At 69.3% G+C, this 16,586-nt stretch carries 15 protein-coding genes and 1 tRNA gene; 9 read left to right on the top strand and 7 right to left on the bottom strand.

Annotated features, from left to right (window positions below; genetic code table 11):
- Window positions 1–127: 127 nt before the first annotated feature.
- From KV396_RS02310 to KV396_RS02290, 5 genes are all read left to right on the top strand, one after another.
- Window positions 128–1,192, top strand: a complete 1,065-nt coding sequence (locus tag KV396_RS02310; RefSeq protein WP_247634158.1) for an aspartate-semialdehyde dehydrogenase — start codon at window positions 128–130, stop codon at window positions 1,190–1,192.
- 149 nt (window positions 1,193–1,341) lie between these two features.
- A complete protein-coding gene (gene mqo / locus KV396_RS02305) occupies window positions 1,342–2,769 on the top strand; it encodes a malate dehydrogenase (quinone) (RefSeq protein ID WP_247957553.1) in 1,428 nt (475 codons plus the stop codon).
- Window positions 2,770–2,778: 9 nt separating this feature from the next.
- Window positions 2,779–3,405, top strand: a complete 627-nt coding sequence (locus KV396_RS02300) for a thymidine kinase (protein ID WP_247634159.1) — start codon at window positions 2,779–2,781, stop codon at window positions 3,403–3,405.
- A gap of 140 nt (window positions 3,406–3,545) precedes the next feature.
- The gene (locus KV396_RS02295; protein ID WP_247956702.1) at window positions 3,546–4,292 is read left to right on the top strand and encodes a FadR/GntR family transcriptional regulator; all 747 of its coding nucleotides are present in this window, start codon (window positions 3,546–3,548) and stop codon (window positions 4,290–4,292) included.
- A gap of 10 nt (window positions 4,293–4,302) precedes the next feature.
- Window positions 4,303–5,583: an alpha-hydroxy acid oxidase gene (locus tag KV396_RS02290; protein WP_247956701.1), complete on the top strand. Its 1,281-nt coding sequence runs from the start codon at window positions 4,303–4,305 to the stop codon at window positions 5,581–5,583.
- Window positions 5,584–5,626: 43 nt separating this feature from the next.
- Here the strand turns inward: KV396_RS02290 and KV396_RS02285 are convergent, their stop codons facing one another.
- The 6 genes from KV396_RS02285 to KV396_RS02260 all read right to left on the bottom strand — a co-directional run bounded on the left by KV396_RS02285 (window position 5,627) and on the right by KV396_RS02260 (window position 11,421).
- Window positions 5,627–6,469: a DUF1295 domain-containing protein gene (locus KV396_RS02285; RefSeq protein ID WP_247956700.1), complete on the bottom strand. Its 843-nt coding sequence runs from the start codon at window positions 6,467–6,469 to the stop codon at window positions 5,627–5,629.
- Between the two features lie 55 nt (window positions 6,470–6,524).
- Window positions 6,525–7,280: an HAD-IIB family hydrolase gene (locus KV396_RS02280; RefSeq protein WP_247956699.1), complete on the bottom strand. Its 756-nt coding sequence runs from the start codon at window positions 7,278–7,280 to the stop codon at window positions 6,525–6,527.
- Window positions 7,277–7,753 (bottom strand): VanZ family protein, encoded by a 477-nt coding sequence (locus KV396_RS02275; RefSeq protein ID WP_247956698.1) that lies wholly within the window; start codon window positions 7,751–7,753, stop codon window positions 7,277–7,279. Before KV396_RS02275 ends, KV396_RS02280 begins: the two co-directional genes overlap by 4 nt.
- 68 nt (window positions 7,754–7,821) lie before the next feature.
- A tRNA-Pro gene (locus KV396_RS02270) sits at window positions 7,822–7,898 on the bottom strand.
- A 53-nt stretch (window positions 7,899–7,951) separates the two neighbouring features.
- Complete coding sequence (locus KV396_RS02265; protein ID WP_247956697.1) at window positions 7,952–8,887, bottom strand: metallophosphoesterase; 936 nt, start codon at window positions 8,885–8,887, stop codon at window positions 7,952–7,954.
- Entirely contained in the window at window positions 8,884–11,421 is a 2,538-nt protein-coding gene (locus KV396_RS02260; RefSeq protein WP_247956696.1) for a transglycosylase domain-containing protein, read from the bottom strand. Before KV396_RS02260 ends, KV396_RS02265 begins: the two co-directional genes overlap by 4 nt.
- A gap of 89 nt (window positions 11,422–11,510) precedes the next feature.
- Here KV396_RS02260 and KV396_RS02255 point away from each other — a divergent pair, with 89 nt between their 5' ends.
- Window positions 11,511–11,735 carry a DUF4177 domain-containing protein gene (locus KV396_RS02255; RefSeq protein WP_247625076.1) on the top strand — a complete coding sequence of 75 codons (225 nt, stop codon included), beginning with the start codon at window positions 11,511–11,513 and terminating at the stop codon, window positions 11,733–11,735.
- Window positions 11,732–12,190 (top strand): RidA family protein, encoded by a 459-nt coding sequence (locus KV396_RS02250; RefSeq protein ID WP_247634167.1) that lies wholly within the window; start codon window positions 11,732–11,734, stop codon window positions 12,188–12,190. The genes KV396_RS02255 and KV396_RS02250 overlap by 4 nt, the downstream gene beginning before the upstream one ends.
- Window positions 12,191–12,347: 157 nt before the next feature.
- Here KV396_RS02250 and acs read toward each other — a convergent pair whose 3' ends face one another.
- A complete protein-coding gene (gene acs / locus KV396_RS02245) occupies window positions 12,348–14,315 on the bottom strand; it encodes an acetate--CoA ligase (protein WP_247956695.1) in 1,968 nt (655 codons plus the stop codon).
- Window positions 14,316–14,675: 360 nt separating this feature from the next.
- Between acs and KV396_RS02240 the strand changes: the two genes are divergently transcribed.
- A complete protein-coding gene (locus tag KV396_RS02240; RefSeq protein WP_247956694.1) occupies window positions 14,676–15,689 on the top strand; it encodes a TadA family conjugal transfer-associated ATPase in 1,014 nt (337 codons plus the stop codon).
- On the top strand, window positions 15,683–16,576 hold the full coding sequence (locus tag KV396_RS02235; protein WP_247956693.1) for a type II secretion system F family protein: 894 nt from the start codon (window positions 15,683–15,685) through the stop codon (window positions 16,574–16,576). The genes KV396_RS02240 and KV396_RS02235 overlap by 7 nt, the downstream gene beginning before the upstream one ends.
- Window positions 16,577–16,586: the final 10 nt, after the last annotated feature.

Genomic DNA, 16,586 nt, shown 5'->3' with positions numbered 1-16,586 from the left:
GGCGCCCGGCCGTCCGGCTGAGCGATAGACTCGCCGGAACCCTGACATCGGCGCCAGGCGCGGCATCCGCATCCCGACGCCGCGCCTTACGCCTCGTACGCAGTACCGCACGACGCCAAGGAACATCATGACCCGCATCTCCGACTCAGGACTCTCCGTCGCCATCGTGGGCGCCACCGGCCAGGTGGGCACCGTGATGCGCGAGATTCTCGCCGAGAGGTCCTTCCCGATCCGCGAGCTGCGCCTGTTCTCGTCGGCCCGGTCGGCCGGCACGTCGATCGAGTACGGCGGCACGTCGGTGATCGTCGAGGACGTCGAGCAGGCGGATGCCGCGGGCATCGACATCGCCCTCTTCTCGGCCGGCGCGACCGCCAGCCGCGCCTACGCGCCGCGCTTCGCCGCCGCCGGCGCCGTCGTGGTCGACAACTCGAGCGCGTGGCGCATGGACCCTGAGGTGCCGCTGGTCGTCAGCGAGGTCAACCCTCACGCGATCGACGAGCGCCCCAAGGGCATCATCGCGAACCCCAACTGCACGACCATGGCCGCGATGCCGGTGCTGAAGGCGCTGCACGCGGAGGCGGGCCTCGAGCGCCTCATCGTCTCGACGTACCAGGCGGTCTCGGGCTCCGGCCTCGCGGGGGCGCAGGAGCTCCTCGGCCAGGTCGAGGGCGTGCTCGCCCAGGGCGACACCCTGCGCCTCGTGCACGACGGTTCGTCGATCGACTTCCCCGAGCCCGAGAAGTACGTCGCCCCGATCGCGTTCGACGTCATCCCCTTCGCGGGCAACCTCGTCGACGACGGCGACAACGAGACCGACGAGGAGAAGAAGCTCCGCAACGAGAGCCGCAAGATCCTCGAGCTGCCCGACCTCCTCGTTGCCGGCACCTGCGTGCGCGTGCCGGTGTTCACCGGGCACTCGCTCTCGATCCACGCCGAGTTCGCGAACGACATCACCCCCGAGCGCGCGACCGAGCTGCTGTCGGCTGCTCCCGGCGTCGTGCTCGACGAGGTGCCGACGCCGCTGCAAGCCGCGGGCAAGGACCCGAGCTTCGTCGGTCGCATCCGCGCCGACCAGTCGGCTCCGGCGGGCAAGGGCCTGGTGCTCTTCGTCAGCAACGACAACCTGCGCAAGGGCGCGGCCCTCAACGCGGTGCAGATCGCGGAGATCCTCGCTGAGCGCCTGAGCGCCTGAGCGGGTCCGCGCGCGATAGCGCGACGGCATCCCCGCGATGCGGAAGCGGTCTGATCGGGCCGGCCGCGGTGGTCGGCCCGGTCGCGTCCGCGAACTAGACTGTCGTGGTGACCGAAACAGTCGATGTCGTCCTGATCGGCGGTGGCATCATGAGCGCCACCCTGGGTACTCTGCTGCACGAGCTGCAGCCGGAGTGGAAGATCGTCGCCTTCGAGCGACTCTCGGATGTCGCCCAGGAGAGTTCGAACCCTTGGAACAACGCCGGCACGGGGCACGCCGCCCTCTGCGAGCTCAACTACATGCCGCAGGGCACCGGGCCCCTCGACCCCGCCAAGGCCGTCTCGATCAACGAGCAGTTCCAGCAGAGCCGCCAGTTCTGGTCGTCGCTCGTCGACAAGGGTGTGCTCGACGCTCCCTCCACCTTCATCAACGCCACGCCGCACATGACCTTCGTGCGTGGCGAGAAGGACGTCGCGTACCTCAAGGACCGCTACGAGGTGCTCAAGAAGCAGCCCCTGTTCGACGGCATCGAGTACAGCGAGGACTCGCGCGTCATCAACCAGTGGGCGCCGCTGCTCATGCAGAAGCGCCGCAAGGGTGAGCCCTTCGCCGCGACGCGCGTGCCCGCCGGCACCGACGTCGACTTCGGAGCCCTCACCCACCAGCTCTTCGACCACCTCACCGATTCGGGCGTCACGCTGCGCACGAACCACGAGGTGCGCTCGCTCAAGCGCCAGAAGGACGGCACCTGGCTCGTCAAGTACCGCACGACGATCGGCCGCACCCCGAACGAGGTCAAGGCGAAGTTCGTGTTCGTCGGCGCCGGTGGATGGGCGCTCAAGCTGCTGCAGAACTCGCGCATCCCCGAGATCAAGGGCTACGGAGTCTTCCCGATCGGCGGACAGTTCCTGAAGACCAGCAACCCGAAGATCGTCGAGCAGCACAAGGCGAAGGTCTACTCGCAGGCATCCGTCGGTGCACCGCCCATGTCGGTGCCGCACCTCGACACGCGCGTGGTCGACGGCGAGGCCTCGCTGATGTTCGGGCCCTTCGCGACGTTCAGCCCCAAGTTCCTCAAGAACGGTTCGATGCTCGACATCGTCTCGCAGGTGCGCACGCACAACCTGTGGCCGATGCTGCGCGTCGCCTTCGCGAACCCCGACCTGATCACGTACCTCGTCGGCGAGCTCATGAAGAACCACCGCAAGAAGGTCGACAGTCTGCGCACGTTCATGCCGACGGCGAAGGACGAGGACTGGACGCTCATCGATGCGGGTCAGCGCGCGCAGGTCATGAAGAAGGACCCGAAGAAGGGCGGCATCCTGCAGTTCGGCACCGAGGTGGTCGCCGCGGGCGACGGATCGATCGCCGGGCTCCTCGGCGCCTCGCCCGGTGCCTCGACGGCCGTGCCGATCATGCTGAACCTGCTGAAGACCTGCTTCCCCGACGACTACGTGGCGTGGGAGCCCCAGCTGCGAGAGCTCATCCCGACGTTCGGTGAGCAGCTCAACAAGGATGCCGCGCTGGCGAAGGAGTCGACGACGGCGACGGCGGCGACCCTCGGCATCAACGTCTGAGGTCGGCCGGTGGCGAAGCTCTACTTCCGCTACGGCGCGATGAACTCGGGAAAGTCGACCGCTCTTCTGCAGGCGGCCTACAACTACGAGGAACGCGGGCAGCGGGTGCTGCTGGCCAAGCCCGCGATCGACACCAAGGGCGCGTCCGAGATCTCGAGCCGCCTGGGGATGACGCGGGAGGTCGACTTCCTCATCGCTCCCGGCGACGATGCGAAGCAGCTCTTCCTCGCTCGCCGCGACGATGCGCGGGCGCACGCCGACGACATCGCGTGCCTGCTCATCGACGAGGCGCAGTTCCTCACGCCGGAGCAGGTCGACGACCTCTTCCGCATCGCGGTCGAGGAGGGCATCCCGGTGCTCGCCTACGGCATCCGCAACGACTTCCTGACGCATGCCTTCCCCGGGTCGGCTCGCCTGCTGGCGATCGCGCACTCGCTCGAAGAGCTCAAGACCATCTGCCGGTGCGGCCGGAAGGCCGTGTTCAACGGCCGGGTGATCGGCGGGCGCTTCGTGTTCGACGGCGACCAGGTCGCGATCGACGAGGGGGCCGACGGCCCGGCCGCTCCCGAGGTGACGACCTACGAGTCGCTGTGCGGCACCTGCTATCTGCAGGAGTCCGGCGGACGCCTGGGCTGAGCCCGCCCCCTCCTTTCGCTCTTCCGGGGCGGTGATTTCGCGTACCCGCGTTGCGTGGTCTGACCACACGACGTAGAGTGTGGTCAGACCACAGCGCGGACCACCGATGGCCGCGCGCGGTGCGACCCAGGAGAGAGCGGATGGCGGAGCAGCCGGTGCGTGCGTGGCGAGTCGTGCTCGACCACATCGAGCGCGACCTCCTCGAAGGGCGTCTGAACCCGGGCGACCGGCTCGCCTCCGAGCGCGACCTCGCCACCGACCTGGGCGTGGGCCGCTCCAGCGTGCGGGAGGCGTTCCGCGTGCTCGAGGTCATGGGACTCATCCGCACCGCGACCGGTTCCGGGCCGCAGGCGGGCGCGATCGTCATCGCGACGCCCACCGGGGGCATGTCGCAGCTCCTGCGCCTGCAGGTGGCCGCGCACGGCTTCCCGCTGGCGGATGTCGTCGCGACCCGACTCGTGCTCGAGGACGCCACAGCCCACGCGCTCGCGACGGCGCACGACCGCGACACCGCCGCCGCCCATCGGATGCTCGCCGCCATGGACGCACCCGACCTCACCCCCGCGGAGTTCCTCGCCCTCGACGCGCAGCTGCACCTCGCTCTCGCCGAGGCGAGCGGCAACACCGTGATCGCCGCGATGATGGCGGGCCTCCGTTCGTCGATCGAGTCGTACGTGCAGGCCGGGGCCGCGTCGATCCCGGACTGGGAAGACATGGCCTCCCGCCTGCGCGAGGAGCACCGCGCCCTCGTCGCGGCGATCGACGCCGGCGACGCGGCATCCGCTCGCGCCCTCGTGCATGCGCACATCACCGGCTACTACACCGCCGCGGGCCTGACCCGCACGGCCTCGACCGACACGATCCCCGACAGCACCCCCGACAACTGAGAGGACCACCATGGTTCAGCGCCAGGTGCCCAAGCCCGCCGAGCTCTTCGACCTGATGAAGTTCAAGAAGCCCGAGTTCAACGGGCGCAAGCGTCGCCTCGACGCCGCGCTCACGATCGACGACCTGCGCCTGATCGCGAAGCGCCGCACCCCGAAGGCCGCGTTCGACTACACCGACGGTGCGGCCGAGGGGGAGCTCTCCCTCACCCGCGCGCGCCAGGCCTTCCAGGACGTCGAGTTCCACCCCGGCATCCTGCGCCCGGCACCGACCGTCGACACGAGCGTCGAGATCCTCGGTGGCCCCTCCGCACTGCCGTTCGGCATCGCCCCGACGGGCTTCACCCGTCTGATGCAGACCGAGGGCGAGTCCGCCGGTGCCGGTGCCGCGGCCGCTGCGGGTATCCCGTTCACGCTGTCGACGCTCGGCACGACCTCGATCGAGGACGTGAAGGCCGCCACCCTTCGAGAGCCTCAGGGACAGATTCCCGGAAGGAACTGGTTCCAGCTCTACGTCATGCGCGACCGCGAGATCTCCTACGAGCTCACCCGTCGTGCGGCCGCCGCAGGATTCGACACCCTGCAGTTCACGGTCGACACCCCGGTCGCCGGAGCCCGTCTGCGTGACAAGCGCAACGGCTTCAGCATCCCGCCGCAGCTCACCCTCGGCACGATCATCAACGCGATCCCGCGCCCCTGGTGGTGGTACGACTTCCTCACCACCCCGAAGCTCGAGTTCGCCTCGCTGAGCACCACGGGCGGCACCGTCGGCGAGCTGCTCGACGCCGCCATGGACCCGACCATCAGCTATGACGACCTCGCCGTCATCCGCGACATCTGGCCCGGCAAGATCGTCATCAAGGGCGTGCAGAACGTCGAGGACTCCGTGCGTCTGCGCGATGCGGGTGTCGACGGCATCGTGCTCTCGAACCACGGCGGGCGCCAGCTCGACCGTGCGCCGATCCCGTTCCACCTGCTGCCGAGCGTGCGCCAGGCGGTCGGTGACGACTTCACCGTCATGATCGACACCGGCATCATGAATGGCGCAGACATCGTGGCCGCCGTGGCTCTGGGCGCGGACTTCACGCTCATCGGCCGGGCGTACCTCTACGGTCTGATGGCCGGCGGCCGCCAGGGCGTCGACCGAACCATCGCCATCCTGCGCAGCGAGATCGAGCGCACGATGCGTCTGCTCGGCGTCTCGACGCTGGCCGAGCTCGAGCCCGGGCACGTCACCCAGCTGCAGCGGCTCGTTCCGGTGGCTCGCCCCACCGCCGAGGCAGTCGTGCGCTGAGGCGCATCCGTTCTGTCGAACGACGAGCGCCGTCGTGTCCCGCTCAGGTCTGGGTCGCGACGGCGCTTCGTCGTGGAGGCCAGGGTACGAGCATCGAGGTGGTGCGGCGGTACTCCGCGTACGCGGGGTACTTCGCGGCGGTGATCGACTCGGTGAAGATCGTCGAGCCGATGAACAGGAGCGAGAGCAGCACGGCTCCGACGATCGTCGGGTTCAGGGCGCCCCCGACGAGTCCCGCGCTTCCCGAGACGGCCGCGCTCGCGCCCAGCGCGTAGAACGCCCACCACTGCGCCTGCTCGAAGAAGAAGTTGGGGTGGCGGCTGTAACGGAAGAGCCCGGTGGTCGCGAAACCGGGGGAGAGGGTGCCTCCCGCCGTCTTCTTGCGCTGGTGGAAGACCCACTGCTGCTGGTCGGCGATCGTCTCACCGGCGAGGAAGGCGAGGAAGGCGGCGATGAAAAGCACGTCCCAGCCGGTCATCGCGGACGGATGCCGCGCGGCCACCATCGCCGGGAGCGTGATGAGCACGAGCAGGGTCATCTGGTAGGCGATGATGAAGAACAGGTTGAAGAGCTGGAACTGCCAGGGGCGCATGCGTCCGCGCAGGATCGCCCAGCGGTAGTCCTCCATGCCGGTGTAGCCGCCCTTGCGGGCGAAGTTGAACGTCAGGCGCGCCCCCCAGGCCGTGGCGAGCAGCCCCATCGCGACGAGCCGCGCCGACCCGTCGCCCTCGGCGAAGGCGACGCCGACGAAGATCCAGACGTAGGCGACCGGGACGATCGACCACGCACGATCGACCCAGGAGGTGTCGCGGGTGATCAGCGACAGCACCCAGCAGACGAGGCTGGCAGCGGCCGCCACGATGATGACGATGAGCAGAGCGTCCATGCCGCCATGCTAGGCCCGGAGCGGGCGTGAGCGGCGGATGCCTGCGAAAGGTCGATCAGAGCGTGGGGAGGAGAGCGTCGAGCTTGTCGGCCGTGTCCTCCCAGCCCTCGACCGCGACCGAGGGCACGCCGATCGCGAGCACGGGGTAGTCGTTGCCCCCCTCGTCGAGACGGTCACCGAAGAACAGCATGTCGGTGAGGGGGATGCCGGTGAGGTCGGCGAGGCGCGTCATCCCGAACGCCTTATCGATGCCGGCGCGGGTGATGTCGATCGACGTGGACCCGCCTGAGCGCACCTCGAGGCCGGGGAGGCGGGCGGCGACGGCGTCGCGCAGCGCGGCGCGCTTCGCGCCCGTCGGATCCCACGCGTGCTTGGCGTCGCTCGGCGCGCGCTGCCCGAGGGCGGAGAAGGTGATCTGCGAGCCGCGGTCCTCGAGGATCTCGCCCCAGGGCTCGGCCTCCCAGAGATCGAGGCGTTCGGCCTCCTCCCGCAGAGCGGTGAGGGCGGCGGACTTCTCGTCGTCGGTGAGGTCGTGCGCGTAGACGGTGGCGAACTCGGTGCCGTCGTGACGCAGGTAGCGGGTGCCGCAGGTGGGCAGGAGGTGCAGTCGGCCGAGCGCGGCGGCATCCGCGTCCGTCAGCTGGGCGATCACCTGGGTGCGGAACTGCGTCTCGTTGCCGCCCGAGATGATCGCGACGTCGACCCGGTGCAGCAGGGCCTGGAGCAGGGCGGCGATGCGCGGAGTGATCGCCGCCTTCGAGGTGGCGAGCGTGTCATCGAGGTCGAAGGCGACGAGGGAGGGCGCGGTCATGATGCTTCCAGCCTACGAGATGGCGAGGGGCCGGAGAGCACGGCGACGAGGAGTGTGGACAACACCGCGAGGACGACGCCGATCGTCGCTCCGGTCGAGTTAGCGATCACGTCGGAGACGGTCGCCGCGCGGTGCGGAAGCACCAGACGTTGGAAGACTTCGATGCCGATCGAGATCGCGGGACCGACGAGGAAGGCGAAGCCCCAGACCGGGCGGGGGATCAGCACGAACGCGAGGATTCCCACCGGCACGAAGACGAAGACGTTCGCGAGGATCTCGAGGCGGGTGAAATCGAGTGACGCCCAGCCGAGACGGTGCGCGGTCGACAGCACGAGGTCGAGCAGGTTGGGCAGACGCTGTTCGACGCGCGACGGCGTGAGGGTGAGCGCGACGAGTCCGGCGAGGAACGGGATGCCGAGGCCCAGAGCCCAGGCGCGCGTGCGGCGACGCGGCGGGGGGAGGAGCGAGCCCATGCCGTCCCTTCGATCCGCGGTCGGGGTACAGAGAAGGCCGCCCCGCAGGGCGGCCTTTCCGGTGTTACTGGTCGGGGTGACAGGATTTGAACCTGCGACCTCTTCGTCCCGAACGAAGCGCGCTACCAAGCTGCGCCACACCCCGTTTTGCAACCCTCCGAGTCTACAAGGAAAAGTCGCGAGCGCCCAATCGAGCGCTCAGGCCCGCGCGGTGAGCGTGAGCAGCGTCGCCTCCGGGCGGCAGGCGAAGCGCACCGGGGCGTAGATCGAATGCCCGCAGCCCGCGCTGACGTTGAGCGGCACGGCGCGGTCGCCGTGCGTCCAGGTGCTCAGCCCCTTGGCCTGCTTCAGGGGGATGTCGCAGTTCGCGACCAGGGCACCCAAGCCGGGGAGGCACACCTGGCCGCCGTGCGTGTGGCCGCCGAGGATCGCGTCGGCGCCGAGGTCGATGAACCCGTTGAGCACCCGCTGGTAGGGCGCATGCGTGACCCCGAGCACCGGTGTGCCGGCCGGTGCCGGGCCGAGCGCTGCGATCGCGTCGGGGAGGTCGTCGAGGCGGTCCCAGTCGCGGTGGGCGTCGTTCACGCCGAAGAGGTCAATGTCGCGCCCGGCGACCGACAGCCGCGCGGCGGTGTTGTCGAGCCCCGTCCACCCGAGGTCATCGGTGAAGTAGCGATCCATCGCGTCGGTGTCGAGCAGGCGCGGGGCGCTCGTGTGCTTCGACGGACCGGTGAAGTACTTGAACGGGTTGCGCGGCGAGGGCTCGTTGACATCGTTCGAGCCGTGCACGAAGACGCCGGGGATGCCGGCGAACGGATCGAACGCACGACGGATGCCGTCGAGCCCCTCGCGATGCCCGAGGTTGTCGCCGGTGTTGACGATGAGGTCGGGCTTCAGCTGGGCGAGCGAGGCGAGCCAGTCCTGCTTGCGGTGCTGCCAGGGCGCCATGTGGGCGTCGGACAGGTGCAGGATGCGCAGGGGAGCGGAGCCGGGCGGCAGAGCGGATGCCTCGACCTCGCGCACCGTGAACAGGTAGCGCTCGATGCCGATGCCCCAGACCGCCGCCGCAGAGCCCGCGGCCCCCACCGCGCCGAGCGCGATGAGGGCCGGGTGCACCGAAGAGGCGCGGGTCACTCGCAGACCACGGTCACGGTGGTGCCCTTGGTGGTCGCCGTCCCCGGTGTGGGATCGGTGCTGCTGACCTTCGAGCCGCCGGGGTTGCAGGAGGTGTCGAACTGCGCGTTCAGGCCGACACCGGCGAGCGAGGCGAACGCGGCTGTCTTCGACTTGCCGAGGATATCTTCCGGTACGGTCACCGCCTGCCCATTGCTGGGCGAGATCGTGACGGTCGCACCCGTCGGAGCCTGCCCCGACGGATCCTGCGCGGCGACGATGTTGGTCGCCTGCGAGCCGTCGACCGGCGTTCCGACCGAGACCGAGAATCCAGCGCCCTCCAGGGCAGCCCTCGCCTCATCGACTGTCATGCCGACGACGCTGGGAACGTCGGTGAGAATCTGACGGGTGAGATTTCGGTCGGGCTGCGGGAACGCTTCCCCGATGTAGAGCTGGTTCGCGGCCGCCTGCGCCGCCTTCGCGATGGGGTAGCGGATCTCGTTGAGGAGTCCCCCCTTCTGCGAGGGGACCTGGAAGATATCTGCCTCCCCCTGCCAACGTCCGGCCCACACCGCGGTGGTGACCTTCGTGCTCGACTCGATCATCATGGTCCCCGAGCGGTTGTGGGTTCCGGTCTTGCCGATCATCGGCGTGCCGTCGAAGGGGTTGGCCCTCGCGCCGGTGCCACCGCTGGCCATGACGCCCTGCAGCGCGAAGGCGGCGGTCGCGGCGACCTCGGGCGTGAGTACGCCCTCCTTGCACGAGATCGGCGGGATCTCATGCTCCGTGCCGTCGGCGTTCAGCACCTTCTCGATCGCGCGTGGAGCGCAGTAGGTGCCGCCGTTCGCGACGGTCGCGTAGGCCGCGGCCATCGCGAGAGGGGAGATGTTCTTCGGCCCGAGCACGTCGTACGGGACGTTCGAGTCGGTGACCTTCTCACCCGTGCCGTATGTGACGCCCATGCGATCGGCGACCTTGTTGATGTCGCAGATGTCGAGCTTCGCGGCCATCGCGAAGAAACCACTGTTGAGCGACTGTGCGGTGAAGTTGAGCACGTTGCTCGTGTATCCGCGGTTGCCGCCGAAGTTGCCGATCTCCGCAGTGTTGATCGTCTGCGTACCGCCGCACACGTTCATCTTGAGGCTCCGCTGCACGGCTCCGTTGAGCGTCTCTCTCACGGAGTGCCCCTTCTCGAGCCAGTCGATGAGGGTGAAGATCTTGTACGTCGACCCGACCGGGAAGCCGGTCGAGTTGCCGTGGGTCTTGTCGCCCGCGAACACCAGCGAGGTGAACGCCTGGTCGTCGGTCTTCGTCTCGCTGAACGTGGTGTTCTGCGTCATCGAGATGATGTTGCCGTTCGAGGTGTTGAGCGAGACGCCGGCCGCACCGAAGTACTGGTTGTCCATGTTGCCGGGAGCGTTGTCGGCCATGGCTTGGGCGGCCGGGCCCTGCACACGCAGGTCGAGCGTGGTGTAGATCTTCAGGCCACCGCGGCGCAGCAGCTCGCTGCGCTCCTGGCGGGTCTCACCGAAGATCGGGTCGTTCTCGATGATCGACTTCGCGTACTGGCAGAAGTAGGCATTCTGACCGGCAGTGGCGCAGCCCTGCACGGACGGTGTGATCTTGGGCTCGATGGGCGAGGCCTTGGCCTCGTCGTGCTCGGCCTGCGTGATCTTGCCGTCGGCGAGCATGCGGCCGAGCACGTAGTCGCGGCGGTTGAGGGTATCGGCGTAGCCGTCGGCCGCGGAGTTCTCGCCCTCGGTGCGGTCGATGCGCAGGTTGTTCGGGTTCTGCACGATGCCAGCCAGCGTCGCGGCCTGGGCGATCGTGAGGTTCGACGCGGATGCCGAGAAGTAGTACTTGGCGGCGGCCTCGATGCCGTAGACGGTGCCGCCGAAGTTCGCGATGTTGAGGTAGCCGAGCAGGATGTCGTTCTTCGACGACGTCTTCTCGATCTGGATGGCGTAGCGCATCTCCTGCAGCTTGCGCTCGATGCCGTCAGCGCCCTTTGCGTTGGTCGCGTCGAGCCAGCACTGCTGCAGGTCCTCCGAGTAGGTGTCCGAGGCGGCGTCCGCCTTCTGCTCGCACTCCTGGATCTGCACGTTCTTCACGAACTGCTGCGTGATGGTCGACGCACCGCGGCTCGATGTCTTGCGCAGGTTGTCGATGACGGCCTTGACGGTGGCGCCGAGGTTGACGCCGCCGTGGCTGTAGAAGTTCTTGTCTTCACTCGAGAGGATGGCGTTGATGAGCGTCGGCGACAGCTGCTCGTACGTCACCGGCACGCGGTTCTGTTCGTAGAACGACGCGAGGACGATGTTCTCACCCGTGTTCGGGTCGGTCGCGTAGATGGTCGACTGCTCCATCGGAGCGTTGACGTCGAGGTTCGCGGGGAGCTCTTCGAACAGCGTCACGGCGCTGTTGCCGGCGATGCCGGCCATCGCGAGGACGGGCGTGACGCTGGTGGTGACAAGAAGGCCGGCGACGGCGCTCAGACCGACGAGCCCGAGCAGACCGCCGAGCACGCCTTTCACCGTACGGTTCTTTTGAGGCATACGCTTGATCGTAGGGGAGTTCCCTGAATACCGCCTTTGACGGGCCCGCGTTCGTCCGCTGCGCCCGCACGACGATCCGATGGAGTGCCATGACCACGTGGGAATACCTCACCACGCCGCTGCTGATCCACAACACCGCGGCGATCCTCAACAACTGGGGCAAGCAGGGCTGGGAGCTCGTCCAGGTGGTGCAGGGTCCCGAGGGCGGACTCGTCGCCTACTTCAAGCGCCCCGTCACGCAGGACGGCTCGAACGAGACCGGTCTCGCGGCTGCCGCCCAGGCCGCCCGCCAGTTCGAGGGCGGTGCCGCATGAGCATCTCCGCCCGCCTCGCAGAGCTCGGCATCGAGCTGCCCGCCGTCGCCGCCCCGGTCGCCGCCTACGTCCCCGCTGTCGTGCATGCAGGGCTCGTCTACACCTCGGGCCAGCTTCCGTTCACCGATGGCGCTCTTCCCGCGACCGGCAAGGTCGGCGCGGCGGTCGACGCCGCCGATGCCCAGGCCTACGCCCGCACCTGCGCGCTGAACGCGCTCGCCGCCGCGGCGGATGCCGCGGGTGGCGTCGACCGGATCGCCGGGGTCCTGCGCGTCGGTGGGTTCGTGGCATCCGTTCCCGAGTTCTCGGGCCAGCCCGGTGTCATCAACGGCGCGAGTGAGGTGCTCGGCGAGATCTTCGGCGACGCCGGCCGTCACGCCCGCGCCGCCGTCGGCGTGCCCGTGCTGCCGCTCGACAGCCCCGTCGAGGTCGAGGTCACCTTCCTCCTCGCCTGATCGGCCCGCGGCATCCGCCTCTCCCTGCCGGGAGGCGAGAAGCCCGGTCGCAGCAGATCGATGGCGAGCGCAGCGATGCCCCTGCGCCGGGCGATCGGGGTGCAGGGGTCCCCGTGTCGACCGGCGCAGGGGCATCGCGGAGCGGACCCCCGAGAAATTATTTGACCTGCGACGAGATGATCGTCATCACGGCGGTGTCGGCGAGCGTCGTCGTGTCGCCGACCTCGCGACCCTCGGCGACGTCGCGCAGCAGGCGGCGCATGATCTTGCCGGAGCGGGTCTTGGGCAGCTCGCCCACGATGTAGACGTCGCGCGGGCGGGCGATCGCCCCGATCTGCTCGCCGACCCACAGGCGCAGCTGCTGGGCGAGACCTGCCGGGTCGTGCGCTGAGAGGTAGCTCTCCTTGATGATGACGAAGGCGACGACCGCCTGGCCCGTCGTCTCGTCGGACGCGCCGACCACGGCGGCCTCGGCGGTGGCCTCGTGGGCGACGAGCGACGACTCGATCTCGGCCGTCGAGAGGCGGTGGCCCGACACGTTCATCACGTCGTCCACGCGCCCGAGCAGCCAGAGGTCGCCGTCGTCGTCGAGACGCGCACCGTCACCGGCGAAGTAGTAGCCCTGCTCCTCGAACTTCTCCCAATAGGTCTCGCGGAAGCGCTCCGGGTCGCCCCAGATGCCGCGCAGCATGCTCGGCCAGGGTTCGGTCACCACGAGCAGGCCGCCGTTGCCGTTGCCGACCTCTTGACCCTGCTCGTCGACGACGTCGATGCGGATGCCGGGGAGCGGCACCTGCGCCGAGCCCGGCTTCGTGGCGGTGACGCCCGGCAGCGGCGAGACCATGATCGCGCCGGTCTCGGTCTGCCACCACGTGTCGACGATGGGGGCGCGGTTCCCGCCGATGACCTCGCGGTACCACATCCACGCCTCGGGGTTGATGGGCTCTCCCACCGATCCGAGCACGCGCAGCGACGAGAGGTCGAACTTCTGCGGGACGCTGCGTCCGATCTTCATGAACGACCGGATGGCGGTCGGAGCGGTGTAGAAGATCGACACCTTGTACTTCTCGATGATCTCCCACCAGCGACCGGGGTGCGGGGCATCCGGGGTGCCTTCGTAGATGACCTGCGTCGCTCCGTTCGCGAGCGGGCCGTAGGTCACGTAGGAGTGCCCGGTGATCCAGCCGATGTCGGCCGTGCACCAGTAGACGTCGCTGTCGGCGTGCAGGTCGAAGACGTACTTGTGCGAGTACGCGGCCTGCGTGAGGTAGCCGCCGGACGTGTGCAGGATGCCTTTCGGCTTCCCGGTGGTGCCCGAGGTGTAGAGGATGAAGAGGGGGTTCTCGGCGGGGAACGCCTCGGCGGTGTGCTCGGCGGATGCCGCGGGCACGGCCTCGTGCCACCAGACGTCGCGACCGTCGACCCAGTCGACCTCGTTGCCTCCGCGACGCACGACGAGCACGTGCTCGACAGTGAGCTGCTCGCCGTCTCCGCGGTCGCTCAGTGCTTGGTCGACGGCCGGCTTGAGCGCCGAGACGCGACCCTTGCGGTAACCGCCGTCGGCGGTGATGACGACCTTGGCGCCGGCGTCGTCGATGCGCGCCCGCAGGCTGTCGGCGCTGAATCCGCCGAAGACCACCGAGTGGATGGCGCCGAGACGCGCGACGGCGAGCATCGCGGCGACGGCTTCGGGGATCATCGGCAGGTAGATGGCGACGCGGTCGCCCTGGCCGACGCCGAGATCGGCGAGCACGTTGGCCGTGCGCTTGACCTCGTCGGTCAGCTCGGCGTAGGTGATGCTGCGGCTGTCGCCGGGCTCGCCCTCCCAGTGCAGAGCGACGCGGTCGCCGTTGCCCTGCTCGACATGGCGGTCGAGGCAGTTGTAGGCGACGTTGAGCTCGCCGTCGTCGAACCACTTGGCGAACGGCGGGGCGGACCAGTCGAGCACCCGGGTGAACGGCGTGTGCCAATGCAGCAGTTCGCGCGACTGATCGGCCCAGAAGCCCTCGCGGTCGGCGGCGGCGCGCTCGTAGAGCTCGGGGGAGGAGATCGACTGGGCGACGAACTCCTCGGACGGCGGGAACTGGCGGTTCTCATTGAGAAGGTGGTCGATCTGACTGCTCATCGGCAGACGCTCCTTTGCGGCTGGGGTCGATCCCGGGTGGTGCGTCCGGGACAGGGCGAATCTAGTCTCGCGCACGGGGGATCAATACTGCCGAAAGTCGGTAGTCGCGTCGGTTTTGTCAGGACGGTTGCCTTGCGTACACTCGACCTCAGCCGAATACTCATTCCGGCCTTGGCGCGCCCGATTCCCCCGATCGGTGCCCGCCCCGGGCGGCACCTCATTCCCCCCGTGAGGTGCCGCCTTTCTCGTTGACGGCGAGGCGCCGCGATCGGTTCTGCACGGCGCGGCGATGCCGTGGGTTCTGCACAGCGACCGCATCCGGGGACGGGCGGGGTCCCACCCGTTGCCTAGCGTCGGGGCATGGCCGATCCGTTCATCCTCCAGCCCCGGGGCACCGAGAGCCCGCACGGCGCTTCGGTGCCGATCCCGCCGGCCCCGCTGCGGATCGACCCCGCTTTCGGGATGCTGGCCGAACACTGCGCCGACGACGCCGTCACCGATCTCTTCGTCAACGGCGACGGAGGGCTGTTCCTCGATCGGGGCGAGGGCGCCGAACCCGTCTCCGCGTGGCGGGCATCCGAACGCGAGGTCCGCGATCTCGCGGTCGCCCTCGTCGGACTCGGAGGGCGCCATCTCGACGACCAGTCGCCATGCGTCGACGTGCGGCTCGACTCCGGCATCCGCGTGCACGCCGTGCTCGCACCCGTCGCGGCCAGCGGCACCGCCATCTCGATCCGCATCCCCCGGGTGCGCGCCGCCGACCTCGATGCGCTCGCGGCGCTCGGCTGCTTCGACGCACGGATGCAGCGGTGGCTGACGAGCCTGGTGCACGAGCGGGCGAATCTGCTGATCACCGGAGGCACGGGCACGGGCAAGACGACGCTGCTCTCCGCGCTGCTCTCGGAGGCCGCGGACTCCGAGCGCCTCGTGACGATCGAAGACGTCGCCGAGCTGCGGCCGCGGCATCCGCACCACGTCGCCCTCGAAGCACGGCAGGCCAACCTCGAGGGTGCGGGAGGGATCAGCCTGGCGCGTCTGGTGAGGGAGTCGCTGCGCATGCGGCCGGATCGGCTGATCGTGGGCGAGTGCCGCGGTGAGGAGATCCGAGAGCTGCTCACCGCGCTCAACACCGGGCATGACGGCGGCGCCGGGACCCTGCATGCGAGTGGGCTCACCGATGTGCCGGCGCGACTAGAAGCACTCGGGGCACTCGCGGGGATGGATGCCACGGCGCTGGCGCGGCAGACCGTGAGCGCCTTCAGCACCGTGCTGCATCTCGTGCGCGATCCCGGCGGAACCCGGCGCATTGCGCAGGCCGGGGTGTTCGCGCTCGCGGACGACCGACTGACGGTCGAGGAGGTGCGGCCATGGTGAGGCGGCGAGTACGGGATGCGACGCACGATGCGGATGCCGCGACCTCCGTGCAGACGCTGGCCGTGCTGTTGCAAGCCGGAGCCATGCCGACGGTGGCCTGGCGGCATCTCGCAGAGACCGGTGACCGGCACGCGATCGCCATCGTGTCGCGCATCGACGCGGGCGAGTCCATCGCCGCCGCGATCGAGGCGGAGGGCGGGGTGTGGGTCGATCTCGCAGCCGCCTGGGAGATCGCGACCACGGTGGGCGCACCGCTCGCCGAGGTGCTGCGCACGCTGGCCGAGACCCTGCGCGACGCCGCGTCCGCGGCCGATGACGTGCGCATCGCCCTCGCCGAACCCGCCGGCACGGCGCGCCTGCTGCTGTGGATGCCGCTCGCCGGTCTTCTCCTGGGGTTCGCGCTGGGCTTCGACACGATCGGGGTCATCATTCGGAACCCGATCGGCGCCGCCTGCGTGCTCGCCGGGGGCGGGCTCGTGCTCCTCGCGCGGGTCTGGACGGCAAGTCTGCTCCGGCGTGCGCGGCCGTCACCGGGAACACCGGGCATGCGCGCCGAACTCGTCGCCGTGGCCCTGGCGGGCGGAGCCTCGATCGACCGCGCTCTGGGACTCCTCGACGCGGTCGGATCGATCGCGCACGAGGGAGAGGACCGTGTGCCCGACGTGCTCGAACTGTCGCGCGCGGCGGGCGTCCCCGCCGTGGAGCTCCTCCGCGCGTCGGCTGCCCAGGAGCGCCACACGTCGCGGGTCGAGGGCAGGTTGCGCGCGTCGCGCCTCTCGACGCGGCTGCTCCTCCCGCTCGGCGTCTGCACGCTCCCCGCCTTCCTGCTGCTGGGCGTCGCGCCGATGCTCCTCAGCGTCCTGACCTCCACACCGCTCCCGATATGAGCGGAACGAC

This window comes from Microbacterium galbinum (assembly GCF_023101185.1).
In the GTDB taxonomy this organism is placed as follows: Bacteria; Actinomycetota; Actinomycetes; order Actinomycetales; family Microbacteriaceae; genus Microbacterium; species Microbacterium galbinum.
Note: the sequence above shows the minus strand (reverse complement) of the source record. Positions and strands in the feature narration are given on the sequence as shown.